Consider the following 16,108-nt stretch of genomic DNA (forward strand, 5'->3'; position numbering starts at 1 on the left):
TCGCAAGATGAAATTAGCCATTGTGACGGCCTGTCCGAACGGCATGGTCACCAGTGTGTTGTGCGCCCGCCTGCTGGATGCGGCAGCCCAGCGCCACGGCTGGAGCACCAGCGTCGAAGTCCATGACGCGGCCCATCCGGAGCGTCAATTGTCAGCCGCCACCCTGGAAGCGGCCGAGTGGGTGTTGCTGGTCGCCAGCGGCCCGGTGGACTTGTCGCGGTTCGTCGGCAAGCGCGTGTTCCGCAGCACGCCAGCCGTGGCCCTGCAAGACGTTGATGCGGTGCTGCGTCGCGGCGCCGAAGAGGCCCAGGTGCTGGCCGAAGCCGACTTGCTCGCCGAGGAACCGCCGGCGTCGACGGAGCGTGCCCCGCGCCTGGTGGCGATCACCGCTTGCCCGACCGGCGTTGCTCATACTTTCATGGCCGCCGAAGCCTTGCAGCAGGCCGCCGCCCGTTTGGGCTACGATCTGCAAGTGGAAACCCAAGGCTCGGTGGGCGCGCGTAATCCCCTCAGCGCCGAGGCAATCGCCGAGGCCGATGTGGTGTTGCTGGCGACTGACATTGAGGTCGCCACAGAGCGTTTTGCCGGCAAGAAAATCTACCGTTGTGGCACCGGCATCGCTTTGAAACAGGCCGAAGCCACGTTGAAAAAAGCCTTGGTCGAAGGGCAACAGGAAAGCGCGGCGAGCGGCGCTTCCGGCGGTCCGGCGAAGGCGGAAAAAAGCGGGGTCTACAAGCATCTGCTGACGGGCGTTTCGTTCATGCTGCCGATGGTGGTGGCCGGTGGTTTGATGATCGCCTTGTCGTTCGTGTTCGGCATCGAGGCCTTCAAGGAACCAGGCACCCTCGCGGCGGCGCTGATGCAGATCGGCGGCGACACCGCCTTCAAACTGATGGTGCCGCTGCTGGCGGGCTACATCGCCTACTCCATTGCCGACCGGCCGGGCCTGGCGCCAGGGATGATCGGCGGGATGCTGGCAAGCACCCTCGGCGCTGGCTTCATTGGCGGGATCATCGCCGGTTTCCTGGCGGGTTATGCGGCCAAGGCGATCAACCGCTACGCGCGCCTGCCCCAGAGCCTGGAAGCGCTCAAGCCGATCCTGATCATTCCGTTGCTGGCGAGCCTGTTCACCGGCCTGGTAATGATCTACATCGTCGGCAAACCAGTGGCGGGCATGCTTGAAGGCCTGACGCACTTCCTCGACAGCATGGGCACCACCAACGCGATCCTCTTGGGCGTGCTGCTGGGGGCGATGATGTGCGTCGATCTTGGCGGGCCGATCAACAAGGCTGCCTATGCGTTTTCGGTGGGGTTGCTGGCGTCGCAAAGTTACGCCCCGATGGCCGCGACCATGGCCGCCGGCATGGTGCCGCCGATTGGCTTGGGCATCGCCACGTTCATCGCCCGCCGCAAGTTCGCCAAGACCGAGCGCGAGGCCGGCAAGGCTGCGTTGGTGCTGGGGCTGTGCTTCATTTCCGAAGGCGCCATTCCGTTCGCCGCCAAGGATCCGCTGCGGGTGATCCCGGCCAGCCTCGCCGGTGGCGCGCTGACCGGTGCGCTGTCGATGTATTTCGGCTGCAAGCTCATGGCGCCCCACGGCGGGTTGTTCGTGATGCTGATCCCCAACGCCATCAACCATGCGTTGCTGTACTTGCTGGCGATCGTCGCGGGCAGTCTGGTGACGGCGGTGGCGTACGCGCTGCTCAAGCGGCCGGAAGTGGTGGAAATGGCGCTGGAGCCGGCCAAGGCCTGAACCAACCACCCTCGTGGGGGCGGGCAAGCCGCTCCCCGTCACCGCACACCTGTCACATCCGATTCACACAGCCATGCTTAAGTTTTTCCATTTGGGAGAAACATCATGAGCGAATTCGACCTGGGCCGTCGCCGAGTGATGCAAGCCGTGGGCGCGGGGTTGTTGTTGCCCGGATTGGCGCCGGCGGTAATAGCGTCGGTCAAGGATCGACCATTACTCACCGACGGCGTGCAGTCCGGCGACTTGCAGGGCGACCGGGCGATGATCTGGAGTCGCAGCGATCGTGCGTCGCGGATGGTGGTGGAATGGGACACCCGTAGCCAGTTTTCCAATCCCCGACGCTTTGTCTCGCCGCTGGCTGACAGTCGCAGCGATTTCACCGCCCGGGTCGAACTCACCGGCCTGCCGCCCGACCAGGCGATTTTCTATCGCGTGCATTTCGAAGACGCCCAAAGCGGCGTGGCCAGCGAGCCCTGGCTCGGACATTTGCGCAGCGTGCCGCAGCTCAAGCGCAACATCCGTTTTGTCTGGAGCGGCGATACCGTCGGCCAGGGCTTCGGCATCAACCCGGACATCGGTGGCATGCGCATCTACGAAGCCATGCGCCTGCGCCTGCCGGATTTTTTTATCCACAGCGGCGACACCATTTACGCCGATGGCCCGGTGCCTGCGCAGCTTACCACCGAGGGCGGGCGTATCTGGCGCAACCTCACCACCGAGGCCAAGAGCAAGGTGGCCGAGACGCTGGACGAGTATCGCGGCAACTACCGCTACAACCTGATGGACGAAAATGTGCGCCGCTTCAACGCCGAAGTGCCGCAGATCTGGCAGTGGGACGATCACGAGGTGGTCAATAACTGGTCGCCCGGCAAGCAACTGGACGAGCGCTACCAGACAAAAGATATCCACAGCCTGGTAGATCGCGCGCGGCAGGCGTGGCTGGAATACGCGCCGATGCGCTTGCAAAAAGGCGATGGCGCAGCACGTATCTACCGCAAGCTCGGTTATGGGCCGATGCTGGATGTATTTGTACTGGACATGCGCAGCTACCGTGAAGCCAATGATGCCAATCTCGGCGCGGCCAAACCTTTTCTCGGACGTGAGCAACTGGATTGGCTCAAGCGCGAATTGAAGCAATCCCGGGCGCAGTGGAAAGTCATCGCCGCCGACATGCCCATCGGCCTCGGCGTACCCGACGGCGAGGTCAGCCCCGGCGTGCCGCGCTGGGAAGCGGTCGCCAACGGTGACCCAGGCGCTGCCCAGGGGCGCGAGGTGGAAGTCGCCGAGTTGCTCGGCTACTTGCGCAAGCATCAGGTGCGCAATTACGTCTGGCTCACCGCCGATGTCCATTATTGCGCCGCCCATCACTACCACCCCGAACACGCCGCGTTCCAGGATTTCGAACCGTTCTGGGAGTTTGTCGCGGGGCCGCTGAATGCCGGCAGTTTCGGGCCTAACGCCTTGGACAAGACCTTCGGCCCTGAAGTGGTTTTCCAGAAAGCTCCGCCGGCCCAGAACACTTCGCCGTTTGCGGGGTATCAGTTTTTCGGCGAGGTGAACATCGACGGGCAGAGCGGGGAGCTGAGCGTGGTGTTGCGGGATCTGGAAGGGACGGCGGTGTTCGAGAAGAAGTTGCAGCCGGTTTGAGTTGAGCGGCCTGATCGTTCCCGCGCGTAACGAGGGAACGATCAGAAGAGGGCGGGCTGTCAGTAGACATCCCTTCGATAACGTCCCTGCTCGATCAGCCGTTCCACTTCCTCGTGCCCCAGCACCAGGTTGAGCACGTGATCCACCCCCGAGGCCATCCCTTTCAGGCTGCCGCACACGTAGATCACCGCGCCGTCGGCCAGCCATTCCTTGAGCAGTGCCGCCGATTCCAGCAGGCGGTCCTGAACGTAGATTTTCCGTTCCTGATCCCGTGAGAACGCCAGGTCCAGGCGTTCCAGATCGCCGGAGGTTACCCATTCCTGCAGCTCATCGCGGCAGTGGAAATCGTGCTCGCGGTTGCGCTCGCCAAACAACAGCCAGTTGCGCTGCATGCCTTCGGCGACGCGGGCCTTGAGCAAGCTGCGCAGGCCGGCCAGGCCGGTGCCGTTGCCCAGCAGAATCATCGGCACGCCTTGGGGCGGCAAATGGAAGCTGCTGTTGCGGCGTACCCGCAAGCTGATGGCGCGGCCCAACGGTGCATGTTCGGTGAGCCAGCCGGAGCCGACGCCCAGGCTGCCGTCGGCATGACACTCCTGGCGTACGATCAGCTCCAGTACACCGTCGGCCGGGATCGATGCGATGGAGTATTCGCGCATGCCGAGGGGCGCCAAGGCGTCCACCAGGGCTTGGGCGTGCAGGCCCACCAGATGGGTGCGATTTTCCGGCAATTGGCGCGTCGCGAGGGCTTGCTCGAGCGTCTGCTGCAAACCATCGACCTGCACCCGAGCGACCCCGGCGATGCCCAGGCCATCGAGGAAATGCTCGATGGCCCACGGGGCGTTGCGTGGCAGGATTTCCACCAGGTCGCCGGCCAGCCAACTGCTTGGGCCGGGTGCGGTAAGGCCCAGCAGGTAGACGCCCGAACCGCTGCTGTCGGGATTGAGCAGGGTGCGTTGGCTCAGCGTCCAGTGCTCGAAGCTCGGTGCCTGCCAGGCATCCGCCGGCGCCTGGCCGGTCAATTCGGCCAGTTGCTGTTGCCAATGACGCAAGGCGTAAGGGTCGCCGCTGTCGACTTCTACCGGCGCGAACAACGTCTTGCCGCCGTGTTCCGCCAGCCAGGCGTGCAGGCGCCGGGCGAAGCCGCAGAAGTTTTCATATTGCCGGTCGCCCAGGCCCAGCACCGAGTACTGCAGGCTTTCCAGGCTCATGGCGCGGCCCAGCACCTTGCGCTCGAAGCCGCGAGCGCTGTCGGGGCCCTCGCCGTCGCCAAACGTACTGACCACGAACAGGGCACGGGTGGAGGTGCTCAGGTCCTGCTCGCTGACGCCGGCCAGCGGCCGCACCTTCACCGGCAACCCGGCGGCCTGCAGTTGGCCGGCAGTCTGCCAGGCCAGTTGCTCGGCGAAACCGCTCTGGCTGGCGAAGCCGATCAGCCACGCCGGGGCATCGCCGGGAGGGTTGGCCAACGCTTGGCGGGCCTGCCGGACCTGGCGCTTCTTGCGCCGACGGTCCAGGTACAGCAACCAGCCGGTGATGAAAAACAGCGGCATGGTTAGCGCGGCGACCGTCACCAGGATCCGTCCAACCAGGCCGAAATAGCTGCCGACATGCAGCGCATAGATGCTGGTCAGCAGTTGCGCCTTGAGGCTCTTGTCGCTGTAGCGACTGTGACGGCTGACCACGCCGGTGGCCGGGTTGAGCATGATCTGGTTCAGCGCCCGGTCGTGGGGTGAATTCTTCAGCAGGTAGAACACCGTTGCCGGCTGACCCGCCACGGGCGGCATGCGCACGTTATAGGCGGACAGGCCGGGACCGGCGGCGCTGTAGATGCTGCTCCACATCGCCCGGTAATCGGCGATCGGCGCAGGCCCGTCCGGCGCAGGGCCGGCCTTGCGCACGCGCTCCTCCTCGGGCGAATCGGACAGCAGGCGGATGACGCCTTTGTTGTACCACTCGTAGGACCAGGTCAGACCGGTCAGCGCGGCCAGGAGATAGAAGACCAGGCACCAGGTGCCCGCGACGGAATGCAGGTCCCAGTTGAAGCTACGGCCCTTCTTCGCCCAATCGAGGGTCAGCCAGGCGCGCCAGTTTTTCCACTGGCGCGGCCAGCGCAGGTACAGCCCGGATAGGCAGAAGAACACCAGGATCAGCGTGCAGGCCCCGGTGATCTGCCGGCCTACGTCGTCCAGGGTCAGGACGCGGTGCAGCCTCAGCATCAGGCCGAAGAAATCCTGGCCCACCACATCGCCCATGAACTGCGCGTTGTAGGGATTGAAGTAGCGCATCGGCCCGCGTTTCTCTCCGGGCGGCGCCGTGAAGATCGCTCGCGCGGCGTTGCCGCTGTCGGTCTCGACCCAGAGCATGGCGACGGTCTTGCCGGACGCGGCTTCAATTTGTTCCACCAGTTCGGCGGGCGGCAGGACGCCGGCCGGTTGTGTCTCGACCGTCAGCACCTGCGGGTTCAAGGCCCGCAGGATTTCATCCTGAAACGACACCACCGCCCCGGTAACGCCCATCAACGCCAGGACCAGCCCGGCACTGATGCCGAAAAACCAGTGCAACTGGAACAGGGTTTTCTTCAACACGTCGCTCGCCTTTCATTCGTTACTTGTTTATCACGGCGTGCATTATGCCGTGTGTTATCGAGAAGCATTCATAAACACACCAAAAAGCCCCGGTCATTTGCATGAGCGGGGCTTTCCAAAGCCGTCAAAGTGGATGGCTGTTCAAGCCCATCGTTGGTGGACGAGGAAATGTATCCGCGGATCGAGTTTTTCCGCGTTGTGCCTCGAGCAGCAATTGATGGCGATCTCTTAGCGTTTGGAGTTCGTTATGCGTGGGCGCCGACGTCTGGCGACGCCGGTCCAGCTCAACTTGAACCTGGCGCCTGGCCCCGATCAGGTTGTCATACTTGATGGCATCCGAGACGAGGCCCAGCAGTCTACCGGCGACGTCCATACCCGCTTGGATGAGCTTGAGTTGTGTAGGGGATGGATTCATTACGGCAAGGTTGCTGGCGGTGAGGAGCAATTCCTTGATCAGCGAAAAACTGTCGGTCGACTCGGATATCCTGATTGAGGCTTTCGATGGCTTGCTGCTGTTCGAGGGCGGGGTTTTCCCGAAACGTTTCCATAGCGTTGCGCAACGAAACTATCTCATCGGTTTGCAATGAGACGGGAATCAGGGTGATGGCGCGTTTCGCAGGGTCGTAGGTGTTGCTGGTTTCCTTGCGAAGAGCGCTGAACTCCTCAACGAGGACCGGGATATGAAGATTGTTCAGAATGCTGATTTTGTAATTGAGCTCATCCAAAAAAAAGCCCGTGTAATCACGGGCCTGTTTTATTGATAAGACTTACACGTAAAACGACTTCAACGGCGGAAACCCATTGAATTCCACCGCGCTATAACTGGTGGTATAAGCCCCGGTCGACAGCCAGTACAAGCGATCACCAATCGCCAGGTTCAACGGCAAGCCGTACTTGTAGTTCTCATACATGATGTCGGCACTGTCGCAAGTCGGGCCGGCGATGACCACTTCTTCCATCTCGCCTTTCTTCTCGGTCCAGATCGGGAACTTGATGGCTTCGTCCATGGTTTCGATCAGGCCGGAGAACTTGCCCACGTCCGTGTACACCCAACGCTCGACGGCGGTACGGGACTTGCGCGCCACCAGCACCACTTCGCTGACCAGGATACCGGCGTTGGCGATCAACGAACGGCCCGGCTCCAGGATGATTTCCGGCAGCTCGTCGCCGAAGTCTTCCTTGAGGAAGCGGATGATTTCCTCAGCGTAGGTTTCCAGGCTGTTGGTGCGGGTGATGTAGTTGGCCGGGAAGCCGCCACCCATATTGATCAGTTGCAGGACGATGCCGTCTTCTTCCTTCAGACGCTCGAAGATCACCTTGACCTTGGCGATGGCCGCGTCCCAGACGCTGATGTCGCGCTGTTGCGAGCCGACGTGGAACGAAATGCCGTACGGCACCAGGCCCAAGTCGCGGGCCAGGATCAGCAGGTCCATGGCCATGTCGGTCTGGCAGCCGAACTTGCGCGACAACGGCCAGTCAGCGGTGGTCGAGCCTTCGGTGAGGATCCGCACATAGACTTTCGAGCCCGGCGCGGCCTTGGCGATGTTGCGCAAGTCGGCTTCGGAATCGGTGGCGTACAGGCGCACGCCCTTCTCGTAGAAGTAGCGGATGTCGCGGGATTTCTTGATGGTGTTGCCGTAGCTGATCTGATCCGGGCCGACGCCACGGCTCATGACCTTATCCAACTCATAGATCGAGGCGATGTCGAAGTTCGAACCTTTTTCCTTGAGCAGGTCGATGATTTCCACCGCCGGGTTGGCTTTGACGGCGTAGTAGACCTTGGCGAAGTCGAAACCGGCGCGCAGGTCGTCATAGGCCTTGGAGATCATCGCGGTGTCGATCACCACGAACGGGGTTTCCTGCTTGTCGGCGAAGGCTTTCATTTTCTGGAAGGTTTCGCGCGCGAAATAATCTTCGACCTGGATCGACATACTTGGGACTCCTACTGGCAAACATCAGGATCAATGGGTTTGAGGGCAAGCAGCCCTCGTGAACGTCCTCCGTATCCCCACTTTGGTTCGCCTACTTCCCAAGGCATGTCGCCGAAAGCAAAAAGGCCATGGGATACATGATTCCCTTGGCCTTGCTGTCTCGTCGTCAGTACTTGAGCCGGATGGATCGTTTCCAGCATGGACGTTCGGCGCGAACTTTAGGGCGTGAGGGGCCTGAGATCAACTAAAAATGTCGCGTTTTTGCACACATCCGTCGTGCGGCCGGCGACAGCTCATGATGTAACCGACCGGTGTGACAGGTTGATGTTCCCTTGGATCTGTCTCCGAGCCTGTTGAATGTCGCGCTTGCCCTTGTGGCGAGGGAGCTGGCTCCCGCTTGGGTGCGAAGCGCCCATCGCTTTTAGGGCCGCTGCGCGACCCAAGCGGGAGCAAGCTCCCTCGCCACAAAGGCAGTCGCCGCATGGGCCTACGCTGTTTCGGCCGGCGAGACGATACTGGTCTTGCCCCCACGGGACTTACCGGAGCTCAGGTATTCGGCAATCGATTCCTGGGTCACTTCCCCAAGAAAGACCCGCTCGGCGTCCATCACCGGCAGCCACGAACGGTTGAACTCATACATGCGCGACAACAGGATCCGCAGGTGTTCGTCGTAGGCCGCGGTGGCGTTAAATTCGCGCAGAAACTGCCCGCAAGTGCCGGTCTGGCGATGCAGGTCGCGACGGCGGACGTAGCCCAGGGCCTTATTCTCGGCACAGGTGACCACCACGTAGCGGCGGTCATGCTCGTCCATCAATTCCAATGCCTCGGCCACTGGCGTTTCGGGGCTGACCGACGGGGCGTTGTCGGCGGCGTCTTCGGCCTTGACCAGCAACAGTCGCTTGAGCGTGCTGTCCTGGCCGACGAAGTTGCTGACGAACTCGTCGGCCGGATGCGCCAGCAGCGTGTCCGGGTGATCGCATTGCACCAGCTTGCCGGCGCGGAAGATCGCGATCTTATCCCCCAGCTTGATGGCCTCGTCGATATCGTGGCTGACCATGATCACGGTCTTGTTCAGCGCCCGTTGCATCTCGAAGAACTCGTTCTGGATCATCTCGCGGTTGATCGGGTCGACCGCGCCGAACGGTTCGTCCATCAGTAACAGCGGCGCATCGGCCGCCAAGGCGCGGATCACGCCGATTCGCTGCTGCTGGCCTCCGGACAGTTCACGCGGATAGCGATGCAGATATTGCTTGGGTTCGAGCTTGATCATGCTCATCAACTCGCGGGCGCGGTCGTGGCATTTCTGTTTGTCCCAGCCGAGCAGGCGCGGGACCACCGTGATGTTCTCCTCGATGGTCATGTTCGGAAACAGGCCGATCTGTTGGATCACGTAGCCGATGTTACGGCGCAGGGTCACTTCGTCGAGGCCGGTGGTGTCTTCACCATTGATCAACACCTTGCCCGAAGTGGGCGGGATCAGCCGGTTGATCATCTTCAGGGTGGTGCTCTTGCCACAGCCCGACGGCCCGAGGAACACGCAAATCTCGCCTTCGTTGACGATCAGGTTCACCGAGTCCACGGCCTTTACATCCTTGCCGTTGCTCTTGAAGGTTTTGCTGAGGTTTTGAAGTTCGATCATTTGAGGAGTCCTTTAGGAGTCAGCGTGCGTTGCAGCCATTGCAGAAGCAGGTCGGCGAAGATGGCCAGGAGGCTGACCAGTACGGCGCCGACGATCAGCATCGACATGTCGCTGCGGCTGATGGAAGCGAGGATGAGCACGCCCAGGCCACCGGCGCCGATGGTGGCGGCGATGGTCATGACGCCGATGTTCATGACCACGGCGGTGCGTACGCCGGCGAGGATCACCGGCACGGCAATCGGCAGTTCGACCATGCGCAGGCGCTGGCTGAAGGTCATGCCGATGCCGCGAGCGGCTTCACGAATGCCCGGTTCGACGCCGGTCAAGGCCAGGTAGGTGTTGCGCATGATCGGCAACAGCGAATAAAGGAACACGGCGGTGATCGCCGGCATCGGCCCCAGGCCTTGGCCGAACTTGGAATAGAACGGCAGCAACAGGCCGAACAGCGCAATCGACGGAATCGTCAACAGCACCGTGGCGCTGGCCTGCAAGGGGCCTGCGAGCGCCGGGAAGCGGGTCATGAAAATGCCCAGCGGCACGCCGACCATAATCGCCAGGGTCACGGCGATGCCCACCAGGGCGATGTGCTGCCAGGTCAGGTGCAGCACCAGCGGCCAGTCCAGATGGGAAAAGGCGTCAAGAAAATCCATGGCTTTTCCTCCAGGTCATTGGGTTGAGAGCAGCGAATGCTTGCGCAGGAAATCGGCGGCAACGGCGGAAGGGCTTTCGTGATCGACATCCACCCGGGCGTTGAGCTGGCGCATGGTTGCGTCATCAAACAGCTCGGCCAGCGGCTTGAGCTGCGCGGACAGCTGCGGGTGCGCATCGAGGAATGCCTGGCGCACCACCGGCGCGGCGGTGTAGTCGGGGAAGTAATGCTTGTCGTCTTCCAGCAACTTCAGCTTGAACGCGTTCAAGCGCCCGTCGGTGGTGTACACCAAGCCGGCGAATACCTGGCTGTTACGCAGGGCGGTATAGACCAGGCCCGCGTCCATCTGCCGGATGTTCTTGCGGGTCAGGTTCATGCCGTACTGTTCGACCATGCCGGCCAGGCCGTCGGAGCGGTTGGCGAACTCGGTGTCCAGCGCGACCAGGTGATTTTCCTCGGCCTCGGCCTGCAACACTGTATTCAATTGGCTGATGGAGTTGATCTGCGGATATTTCTTCGCGACCTTTTCCGGCAGGGCCAAGGCGTAGGTGTTGCTGAATTTCGACGGTGCCAGCCAGACCAGGCCCTTTTTCGCGTCGAGTTCTTTCACTCGGGCGTAGGACTGGGCGCTGTCGAGTTTTTCCGTGACATGGTTGTAGGACACGAGCGACACGCCAGTGTATTCCCAGAGTAAATCCAGTTGCCCGGTTTCATGGGCGCTGCGGGCCAGGTTGCTGCCCAGCCCGCCAGTGACCTGAGCGTCGTAGCCCTTGTCGCGCAGGTATTGCGCGGTGATCTCGGCCAGCAGGGTCTGCTCGGTGAACACCCGGGCACCGAGGCGGATCAGCGGTTTTTCAGCGGCTTGGGCGAATCCCGCGAACAGCAGCAGGCAGCCCAGGATCAAGCTCAACTTCTTCATAACGATTCCTTTATCCAACCAGGCTCAGGACGGTCGCAGACCGCGTTCCAGCCAGAGGCGGCTGGCCAGGGTCACCAGGCCGTCAAGCAGCAATGCCAGCAACGCCGTGCAAGCGGCGCCGAGCAACAATTGCGGCTGGTTATTCAAGGCGATGCCGGGGAAGATCAGGCTGCCGAGACTGTTGGCGCCGATCAGGAAGGCCAGGGGCGCGGTGCCGACGTTGATCGCCAACGCCACGCGCACGCCACCGACGATGATCGGCACGGCGTTGGGCAGTTCGACTTTCCAGAGCACTTGGCGCGGGGTCATGCCGATGCCGACGGCGGCTTCCTTGAGCGAACCCTGGACGTTCTTCAAGCCTTCGTAGGTGTTGCGCACGATGGGCAGCAGCGAGGCGAGGAACAGGGCGAAGATGGCGGGTCCGCTGCCGATGCCCAGGATGCCCAGGGCGATGGCCAACACGGCCAGGGGCGGCACCGTATTGCCGATATTGAACACTTGCATGAAGCGTTCGGCGCGCCCGACCAGGCCGGGGCGGCTGAGGGCGATGCCGGCGGGGATGCCGACGATCAGGGCCGCCAGCATGGAGGCCAATACAAGCATCAGGTGCGCTTGCAGGTAAAACAGCAGGTCGTCGCGGTAACGGTGGATCGTATCGATGCCGATCCAGTGGACCAACAGGGCCAGGAGGGCGACGACGACCGCACCCCCAATAAGCCCTTTGCCATAGCGGATAGCCACAGGCGGACTCCTTTTTTTTCAGTCGACGCACGCTTTCCCGGGCGGCAAACCATCACTGGTTGCCGGGACAACGTTCGCGAGAAGCAGCTCTTTTCAATGCCGGTAAAACGGCTGTTGAATCGAGCCATGAGCGCAGCCTCGTCAGGCTAACTTGCTGATTTTGCAGACCCTGACGGTTGCTCGTATCAGGGTGGTGGACGCCTCCACGTTGCAAAAGGTTCCCATGCGGGGAAGCATCTGGCCACCCTTGATGTGCTCAACGGTTCGGTTCTTGGCACAAGTTGGGCTATAGTTTCTGCCCTTTTTTTGAATCACCTGCCAGGTGATTTCCCCGTGATCAAACAGGCCGTATGGAATCGGCCGGGATCGGGTAGGGTTGAATTATATACTTGACGGAATATTCTCTTAAGGACATATTTGCAATGCCATGGATTGTCGAGTTTTGTGATGAGTTTGAGCCGGAATTCGGGGCCATGGCCGAGGCGGTTCAGGATGAGCTGCTGGCCCAGCTCAAAGTACTCGAGCGATTCGGTCCGGAACTAGGGCGCCCGCAGGTGGACACTCTCAACGGCTCAAAGCATGCCAATATGAAAGAGTTGCGTTTCAAGGCGGATGATGGGGTCTGGCGTGTGGCCTTCGCGTTCGATCTGGAAAGGAAAGCTGTCCTGCTGGTTGGGAATGACAAGTCAGGCGGTAGCCAGAAGAAGTTCTATAAGGACTTGATCAAGACAGCAGATGTCCGCTTTGACCGGCACCTGAGCACACTGAAGAAAGGGTAAGGCAATGGCTAAGTCAATCGACGAGATTATGAAAGGGCTTCCCGCTGCCCGTCGACAAAAGATCGAACAGCGCGGCGCGGAGCTCATTGCAGAACAGATGACCCTGCAGGAACTGCGCAAGGAGCTGAATCTCACCCAGGAGACTATGGCTGGTCTTCTCCACATGAAGCAAGGCAACGTCTCTAAAGTGGAGAAGCGTACCGACATGCTGCTCTCTACGCTGCGTGAATATGTTGAGGCTATGGGGGGAACACTGGAATTGGTTGCCCGGCTTCCCGGTCGTGGCCCCGTGAAGCTGGAAGGACTTCGTGACCTGAACACGGACTGCCAGTAAGAAAAAAGGCCATCCAGACGGATGGCCTTTTGGTTTGCAGTCAACCTCTTTCGGCGAGGGCGCAGTCCCCGCCAAGCGCTATCGGCCATCGTACCGAGCGCTCCCGCCCACCCTTTGTTACAATGCGCGGTTCCCTGTACTGGCCTGTGCAATCGGCCAAAAGCAAATTTTTCAGTGTGTGCATAACAGCATGCACAATCGAGATTTTGAACGATGTCCGACAGCAAAATTGTCAATGAAGTCAATGCCAGACGCACTTTCGCCATTATTTCCCACCCCGATGCCGGTAAGACCACCATCACCGAAAAGCTCTTGCTGATGGGCAAGGCGATTGCGGTGGCCGGCACGGTGAAATCCCGCAAGTCCGACCGCCATGCCACCTCCGATTGGATGGAAATGGAAAAACAACGGGGTATTTCCATTACCACGTCGGTCATGCAGTTCCCGTATCGCGAGCACATGATCAACCTGCTCGACACCCCGGGCCACGAAGACTTCTCCGAAGACACCTACCGCACCCTGACCGCGGTGGACTCGGCCTTGATGGTCCTCGACGGCGGTAAGGGCGTCGAGCCACGGACCATCGCGCTGATGGACGTCTGCCGTCTGCGGGACACGCCGATCGTCAGCTTCATCAACAAACTCGACCGTGACATCCGCGACCCGATCGAATTGCTCGACGAGATCGAAGCGGTCCTGAAGATCAAGGCCGCACCGATCACCTGGCCGATCGGCTGCTACCGCGACTTCAAGGGCGTGTATCACCTGGCCGATGACTACATCATCGTCTACACCGCCGGTCACGGGCACGAGCGCACCGAAGTCAAAATCATCGAGAAGCTCGACTCCGACGAAGCCCGCGCGCACTTGGGCGACGAGTACGACCGCTTCGTCGACCAGTTGGAGCTGGTGCAGGGCGCCTGCCATGAGTTCAACCAGCAGGAATTCCTCGACGGCCAACTGACCCCGGTGTTCTTCGGCACCGCCCTGGGCAACTTCGGCGTCGACCACGTCCTCGACGCCGTGGTGAATTGGGCCCCGCGCCCGCTGGCACGGGTCGCCAACGAGCGCACCGTGGAGCCGGTGGAAGAGAAGTTCGCCGGCTTCGTGTTCAAGATCCAGGCGAACATGGACCCCAAGCACCGCGACCGCATCGCCTTCATGCGCATCTGCTCCGGCAAATACGAAAAAGGCATGAAGATGCGCCACGTGCGCACCGGCAAGGACGTGCGCATCGGCGACGCCCTGACGTTCTTCTCCTCGGAGCGCGAGCAACTGGAAGAGGCCTTCGCCGGTGACATCATCGGTTTGCACAACCACGGCACCATCCAGATCGGCGACACCTTCACCGAAGGCGAAACCCTGGGCTTCACCGGCATCCCACACTTCGCCCCGGAACTGTTCCGTCGCGTGCGCCTGAAGGATCCGCTCAAGTCCAAGCAACTGCGCCAAGGTTTGCAGCAACTGGCCGAAGAGGGCGCCACCCAGGTGTTCTTCCCGGAGCGCAGCAACGACATCATCCTCGGCGCCGTCGGTGTGCTGCAGTTCGACGTCGTCGCCAGCCGCTTGAAAGAGGAATACAAGGTCGAGTGCTCCTATGAGCCGATCACCGTGTACTCGGCGCGTTGGGTCGAATGCGGTGACAAGAAGAAGCTAGAGGAGTTTTCCAACAAGGCTGTGGAAAACCTTGCGCTGGATGGCGGCGGGCATTTGACCTACTTGGCGCCTACGCGGGTGAACCTGGCGTTGATGGAAGAGCGCTGGCCGGACGTGAAATTCCGCGCGACGCGGGAGCATCACTAAGGTGTGACCCATTGTGGGAGATTCTATGGTTGAGGGAAAGCCCTCAACTGGCTTTTGGCTGATATTCGCTTTGCCCTTTCAGCAAGGCGAATACCACCCGAGCAAGCTTGCGAGCCTGCATTACCAACGCCTGAGTGGTGCTGAAGCCTCGAGCTCTTTGGGCTTCGTAAAACCGTTTCCAGGCTTTTGTACGGCTAGCCGACATCGCTGCATTGTGCAAAAGCCGGCGGGCTTCGGGGTCTCCGCGCTTGGTCAAGCTGCGGCGACCGTCCTTTTGCCCAGATTTCGATACCCGCAGATCCATGCCCAGAAAGGCGATAAACGCATCCGCGTTGCTAAATTCCCCCCGCTGAAACGCCGTGAGCAAGCGTGCTCCGGTTAGAAATCCAATGCTCTCAACTTTCAGGCAGCGCTTCAGTTGACCGAGCAAACCGGCTTCTTTGAGCTGATCGTTGATCGTCTTTTCGATCATCGTTTCAAGCCGCTGCATGGACTTTATTTGTTCGGCAAAAGCCGCCTTGAGCAGCGGCTCATTCGACCAGCTCTGCACTAGGCCGACCCTGGCCTGGACCAAGGCTGCGCGACGGCGGAAAAGGCTCAGGAGCTGGCGGTACAGCGGTGAGGGCGGGGTCCATGGGCGCAACTCCTCGGCTTCGTTTTTCAGGTAACGGGCCAGCAGCCTGGCGTCCAAGGCGTCGGTTTTAGCGCGGATCTTCACGCCTTCGCGGTAATGTTTGAGTTCATAGCCGCCCACCATGTAAATCGTGCAACCGGCCTCATAGGCCAGATCAGCAAACTCCAGGTGGTAGATGTTGGTTGCCTCAATGGCAATAGACACGGGGCATGGCAAGGCCTTCAGCCACTGCTTGATGGATGTTTTGGTATTAGGGATCTCTTCAAGCAGATCGCTATCGGCCTGATAAATCACCAATTCATTCTTGGCGACATCCACACCCACGATCGGTTTTGATAAAGAGACCGGCATTGCCATAGGATTTCCTCCGAGATAAGGTTTGAGCACTTGAAGGGCTCACCCAGAGGCGCAGGCTTGTTCCTATCGTCGGTCTAGCCAGATGCATTCTTTATCGGCGCTTAGGTGAAAGGAGGAGGGGCGAAATCTCCCACGGTCTGTACTGCGTCAACAGTCAGAATCGAGCCTTGTCCCTCCTCCTCCCTTCAAGTCCTACCATACAAGCGAGCTTGCTCGCGATAGCGGTGGGTCAGTTTGCATCGATGTTGGAGTGCTGCCCTCATCGCGAGCAAGCTCGCTCCCACATGGGTTTCGGAGTGTTAGTCGGATTGGAGATAACGCTTATTCGAAACCATTC

At 60.8% G+C, this 16,108-nt stretch carries 13 protein-coding genes; 5 read left to right on the forward strand and 8 right to left on the reverse strand.

All coding sequences use genetic code 11. The annotated features are described in order from the left end of the window. Positions 1-7: 7 nt before the first annotated feature. Complete coding sequence (locus J3P82_RS04535) at positions 8-1,753, forward strand: PTS fructose-like transporter subunit IIB (RefSeq protein ID WP_434561039.1); 1,746 nt, start codon at positions 8-10, stop codon at positions 1,751-1,753. 105 nt (positions 1,754-1,858) lie between these two features. Further along, a complete protein-coding gene (locus tag J3P82_RS04540; protein WP_434561041.1) occupies positions 1,859-3,400 on the forward strand; it encodes an alkaline phosphatase D family protein in 1,542 nt (513 codons plus the stop codon). Positions 3,401-3,459: 59 nt separating this feature from the next. On the opposite strand, the gene J3P82_RS04545 is transcribed toward J3P82_RS04540, so the two are convergent. The 7 genes from J3P82_RS04545 to J3P82_RS04575 all read right to left on the reverse strand — a co-directional run bounded on the left by J3P82_RS04545 (position 3,460) and on the right by J3P82_RS04575 (position 11,864). Further along, a complete protein-coding gene (locus tag J3P82_RS04545; protein ID WP_434561043.1) occupies positions 3,460-5,985 on the reverse strand; it encodes a PepSY domain-containing protein in 2,526 nt (841 codons plus the stop codon). A 356-nt stretch (positions 5,986-6,341) separates the two neighbouring features. Next, the gene (locus J3P82_RS04550; RefSeq protein ID WP_434561045.1) at positions 6,342-6,710 is read right to left on the reverse strand and encodes a hypothetical protein; all 369 of its coding nucleotides are present in this window, start codon (positions 6,708-6,710) and stop codon (positions 6,342-6,344) included. A 42-nt stretch (positions 6,711-6,752) separates the two neighbouring features. Next, entirely contained in the window at positions 6,753-7,916 is a 1,164-nt protein-coding gene (locus J3P82_RS04555; RefSeq protein ID WP_434561047.1) for a type III PLP-dependent enzyme, read from the reverse strand. A 487-nt stretch (positions 7,917-8,403) separates the two neighbouring features. Continuing rightward, complete coding sequence (locus J3P82_RS04560) at positions 8,404-9,555, reverse strand: osmoprotectant ABC transporter ATP-binding protein OsmV (RefSeq protein ID WP_434561049.1); 1,152 nt, start codon at positions 9,553-9,555, stop codon at positions 8,404-8,406. Beyond that, positions 9,552-10,205 (reverse strand): ABC transporter permease, encoded by a 654-nt coding sequence (locus J3P82_RS04565; protein ID WP_434561051.1) that lies wholly within the window; start codon positions 10,203-10,205, stop codon positions 9,552-9,554. Before J3P82_RS04565 ends, J3P82_RS04560 begins: the two co-directional genes overlap by 4 nt. A gap of 15 nt (positions 10,206-10,220) precedes the next feature. Next, positions 10,221-11,123 carry a glycine betaine ABC transporter substrate-binding protein gene (locus tag J3P82_RS04570; protein ID WP_434561053.1) on the reverse strand — a complete coding sequence of 301 codons (903 nt, stop codon included), beginning with the start codon at positions 11,121-11,123 and terminating at the stop codon, positions 10,221-10,223. 24 nt (positions 11,124-11,147) lie between these two features. After that, on the reverse strand, positions 11,148-11,864 hold the full coding sequence (locus tag J3P82_RS04575; protein ID WP_434561055.1) for an ABC transporter permease: 717 nt from the start codon (positions 11,862-11,864) through the stop codon (positions 11,148-11,150). Positions 11,865-12,286: 422 nt separating this feature from the next. On the opposite strand from J3P82_RS04575, the gene J3P82_RS04580 reads away from it, so the two are divergent. The 3 genes from J3P82_RS04580 (at position 12,287) to J3P82_RS04590 (ending at position 14,780) form a co-directional block, all read left to right on the forward strand. Next, positions 12,287-12,643 (forward strand): type II toxin-antitoxin system RelE/ParE family toxin, encoded by a 357-nt coding sequence (locus J3P82_RS04580; protein WP_434561057.1) that lies wholly within the window; start codon positions 12,287-12,289, stop codon positions 12,641-12,643. A 4-nt stretch (positions 12,644-12,647) separates the two neighbouring features. Continuing rightward, positions 12,648-12,977, forward strand: coding sequence for an XRE family transcriptional regulator (locus J3P82_RS04585; RefSeq protein WP_434561059.1), 330 nt, complete (start codon positions 12,648-12,650; stop codon positions 12,975-12,977). Positions 12,978-13,190: 213 nt separating this feature from the next. Next, positions 13,191-14,780, forward strand: coding sequence for a peptide chain release factor 3 (locus J3P82_RS04590; protein ID WP_434561061.1), 1,590 nt, complete (start codon positions 13,191-13,193; stop codon positions 14,778-14,780). Positions 14,781-14,823: 43 nt separating this feature from the next. On the opposite strand, the gene J3P82_RS04595 is transcribed toward J3P82_RS04590, so the two are convergent. Further along, positions 14,824-15,771 (reverse strand): IS110 family transposase, encoded by a 948-nt coding sequence (locus J3P82_RS04595; protein WP_434561063.1) that lies wholly within the window; start codon positions 15,769-15,771, stop codon positions 14,824-14,826. Positions 15,772-16,108 lie beyond the last annotated feature (337 nt).

Source organism: Pseudomonas sp. Z4-20 (assembly GCF_051131955.1).
Lineage (GTDB): Bacteria > Pseudomonadota > Gammaproteobacteria > Pseudomonadales > Pseudomonadaceae > Aquipseudomonas > Aquipseudomonas marvdashtae.

Coding starts and splice junctions, on each gene's coding strand:
- J3P82_RS04535 (WP_434561039.1), top strand. CDS start 8: ATGAAATTAGCCATTGTGACGGCCTGTCCGAACGGCATGGTCACCAGT.
- J3P82_RS04540 (WP_434561041.1), top strand. CDS start 1,859: ATGAGCGAATTCGACCTGGGCCGTCGCCGAGTGATGCAAGCCGTGGGC.
- J3P82_RS04555 (WP_434561047.1), bottom strand. CDS start 7,916: ATGTCGATCCAGGTCGAAGATTATTTCGCGCGCGAAACCTTCCAGAAA.
- J3P82_RS04560 (WP_434561049.1), bottom strand. CDS start 9,555: ATGATCGAACTTCAAAACCTCAGCAAAACCTTCAAGAGCAACGGCAAG.
- J3P82_RS04565 (WP_434561051.1), bottom strand. CDS start 10,205: ATGGATTTTCTTGACGCCTTTTCCCATCTGGACTGGCCGCTGGTGCTG.
- J3P82_RS04570 (WP_434561053.1), bottom strand. CDS start 11,123: ATGAAGAAGTTGAGCTTGATCCTGGGCTGCCTGCTGCTGTTCGCGGGA.
- J3P82_RS04580 (WP_434561057.1), top strand. CDS start 12,287: ATGCCATGGATTGTCGAGTTTTGTGATGAGTTTGAGCCGGAATTCGGG.
- J3P82_RS04585 (WP_434561059.1), top strand. CDS start 12,648: ATGGCTAAGTCAATCGACGAGATTATGAAAGGGCTTCCCGCTGCCCGT.
- J3P82_RS04590 (WP_434561061.1), top strand. CDS start 13,191: ATGTCCGACAGCAAAATTGTCAATGAAGTCAATGCCAGACGCACTTTC.
- J3P82_RS04595 (WP_434561063.1), bottom strand. CDS start 15,771: ATGGCAATGCCGGTCTCTTTATCAAAACCGATCGTGGGTGTGGATGTC.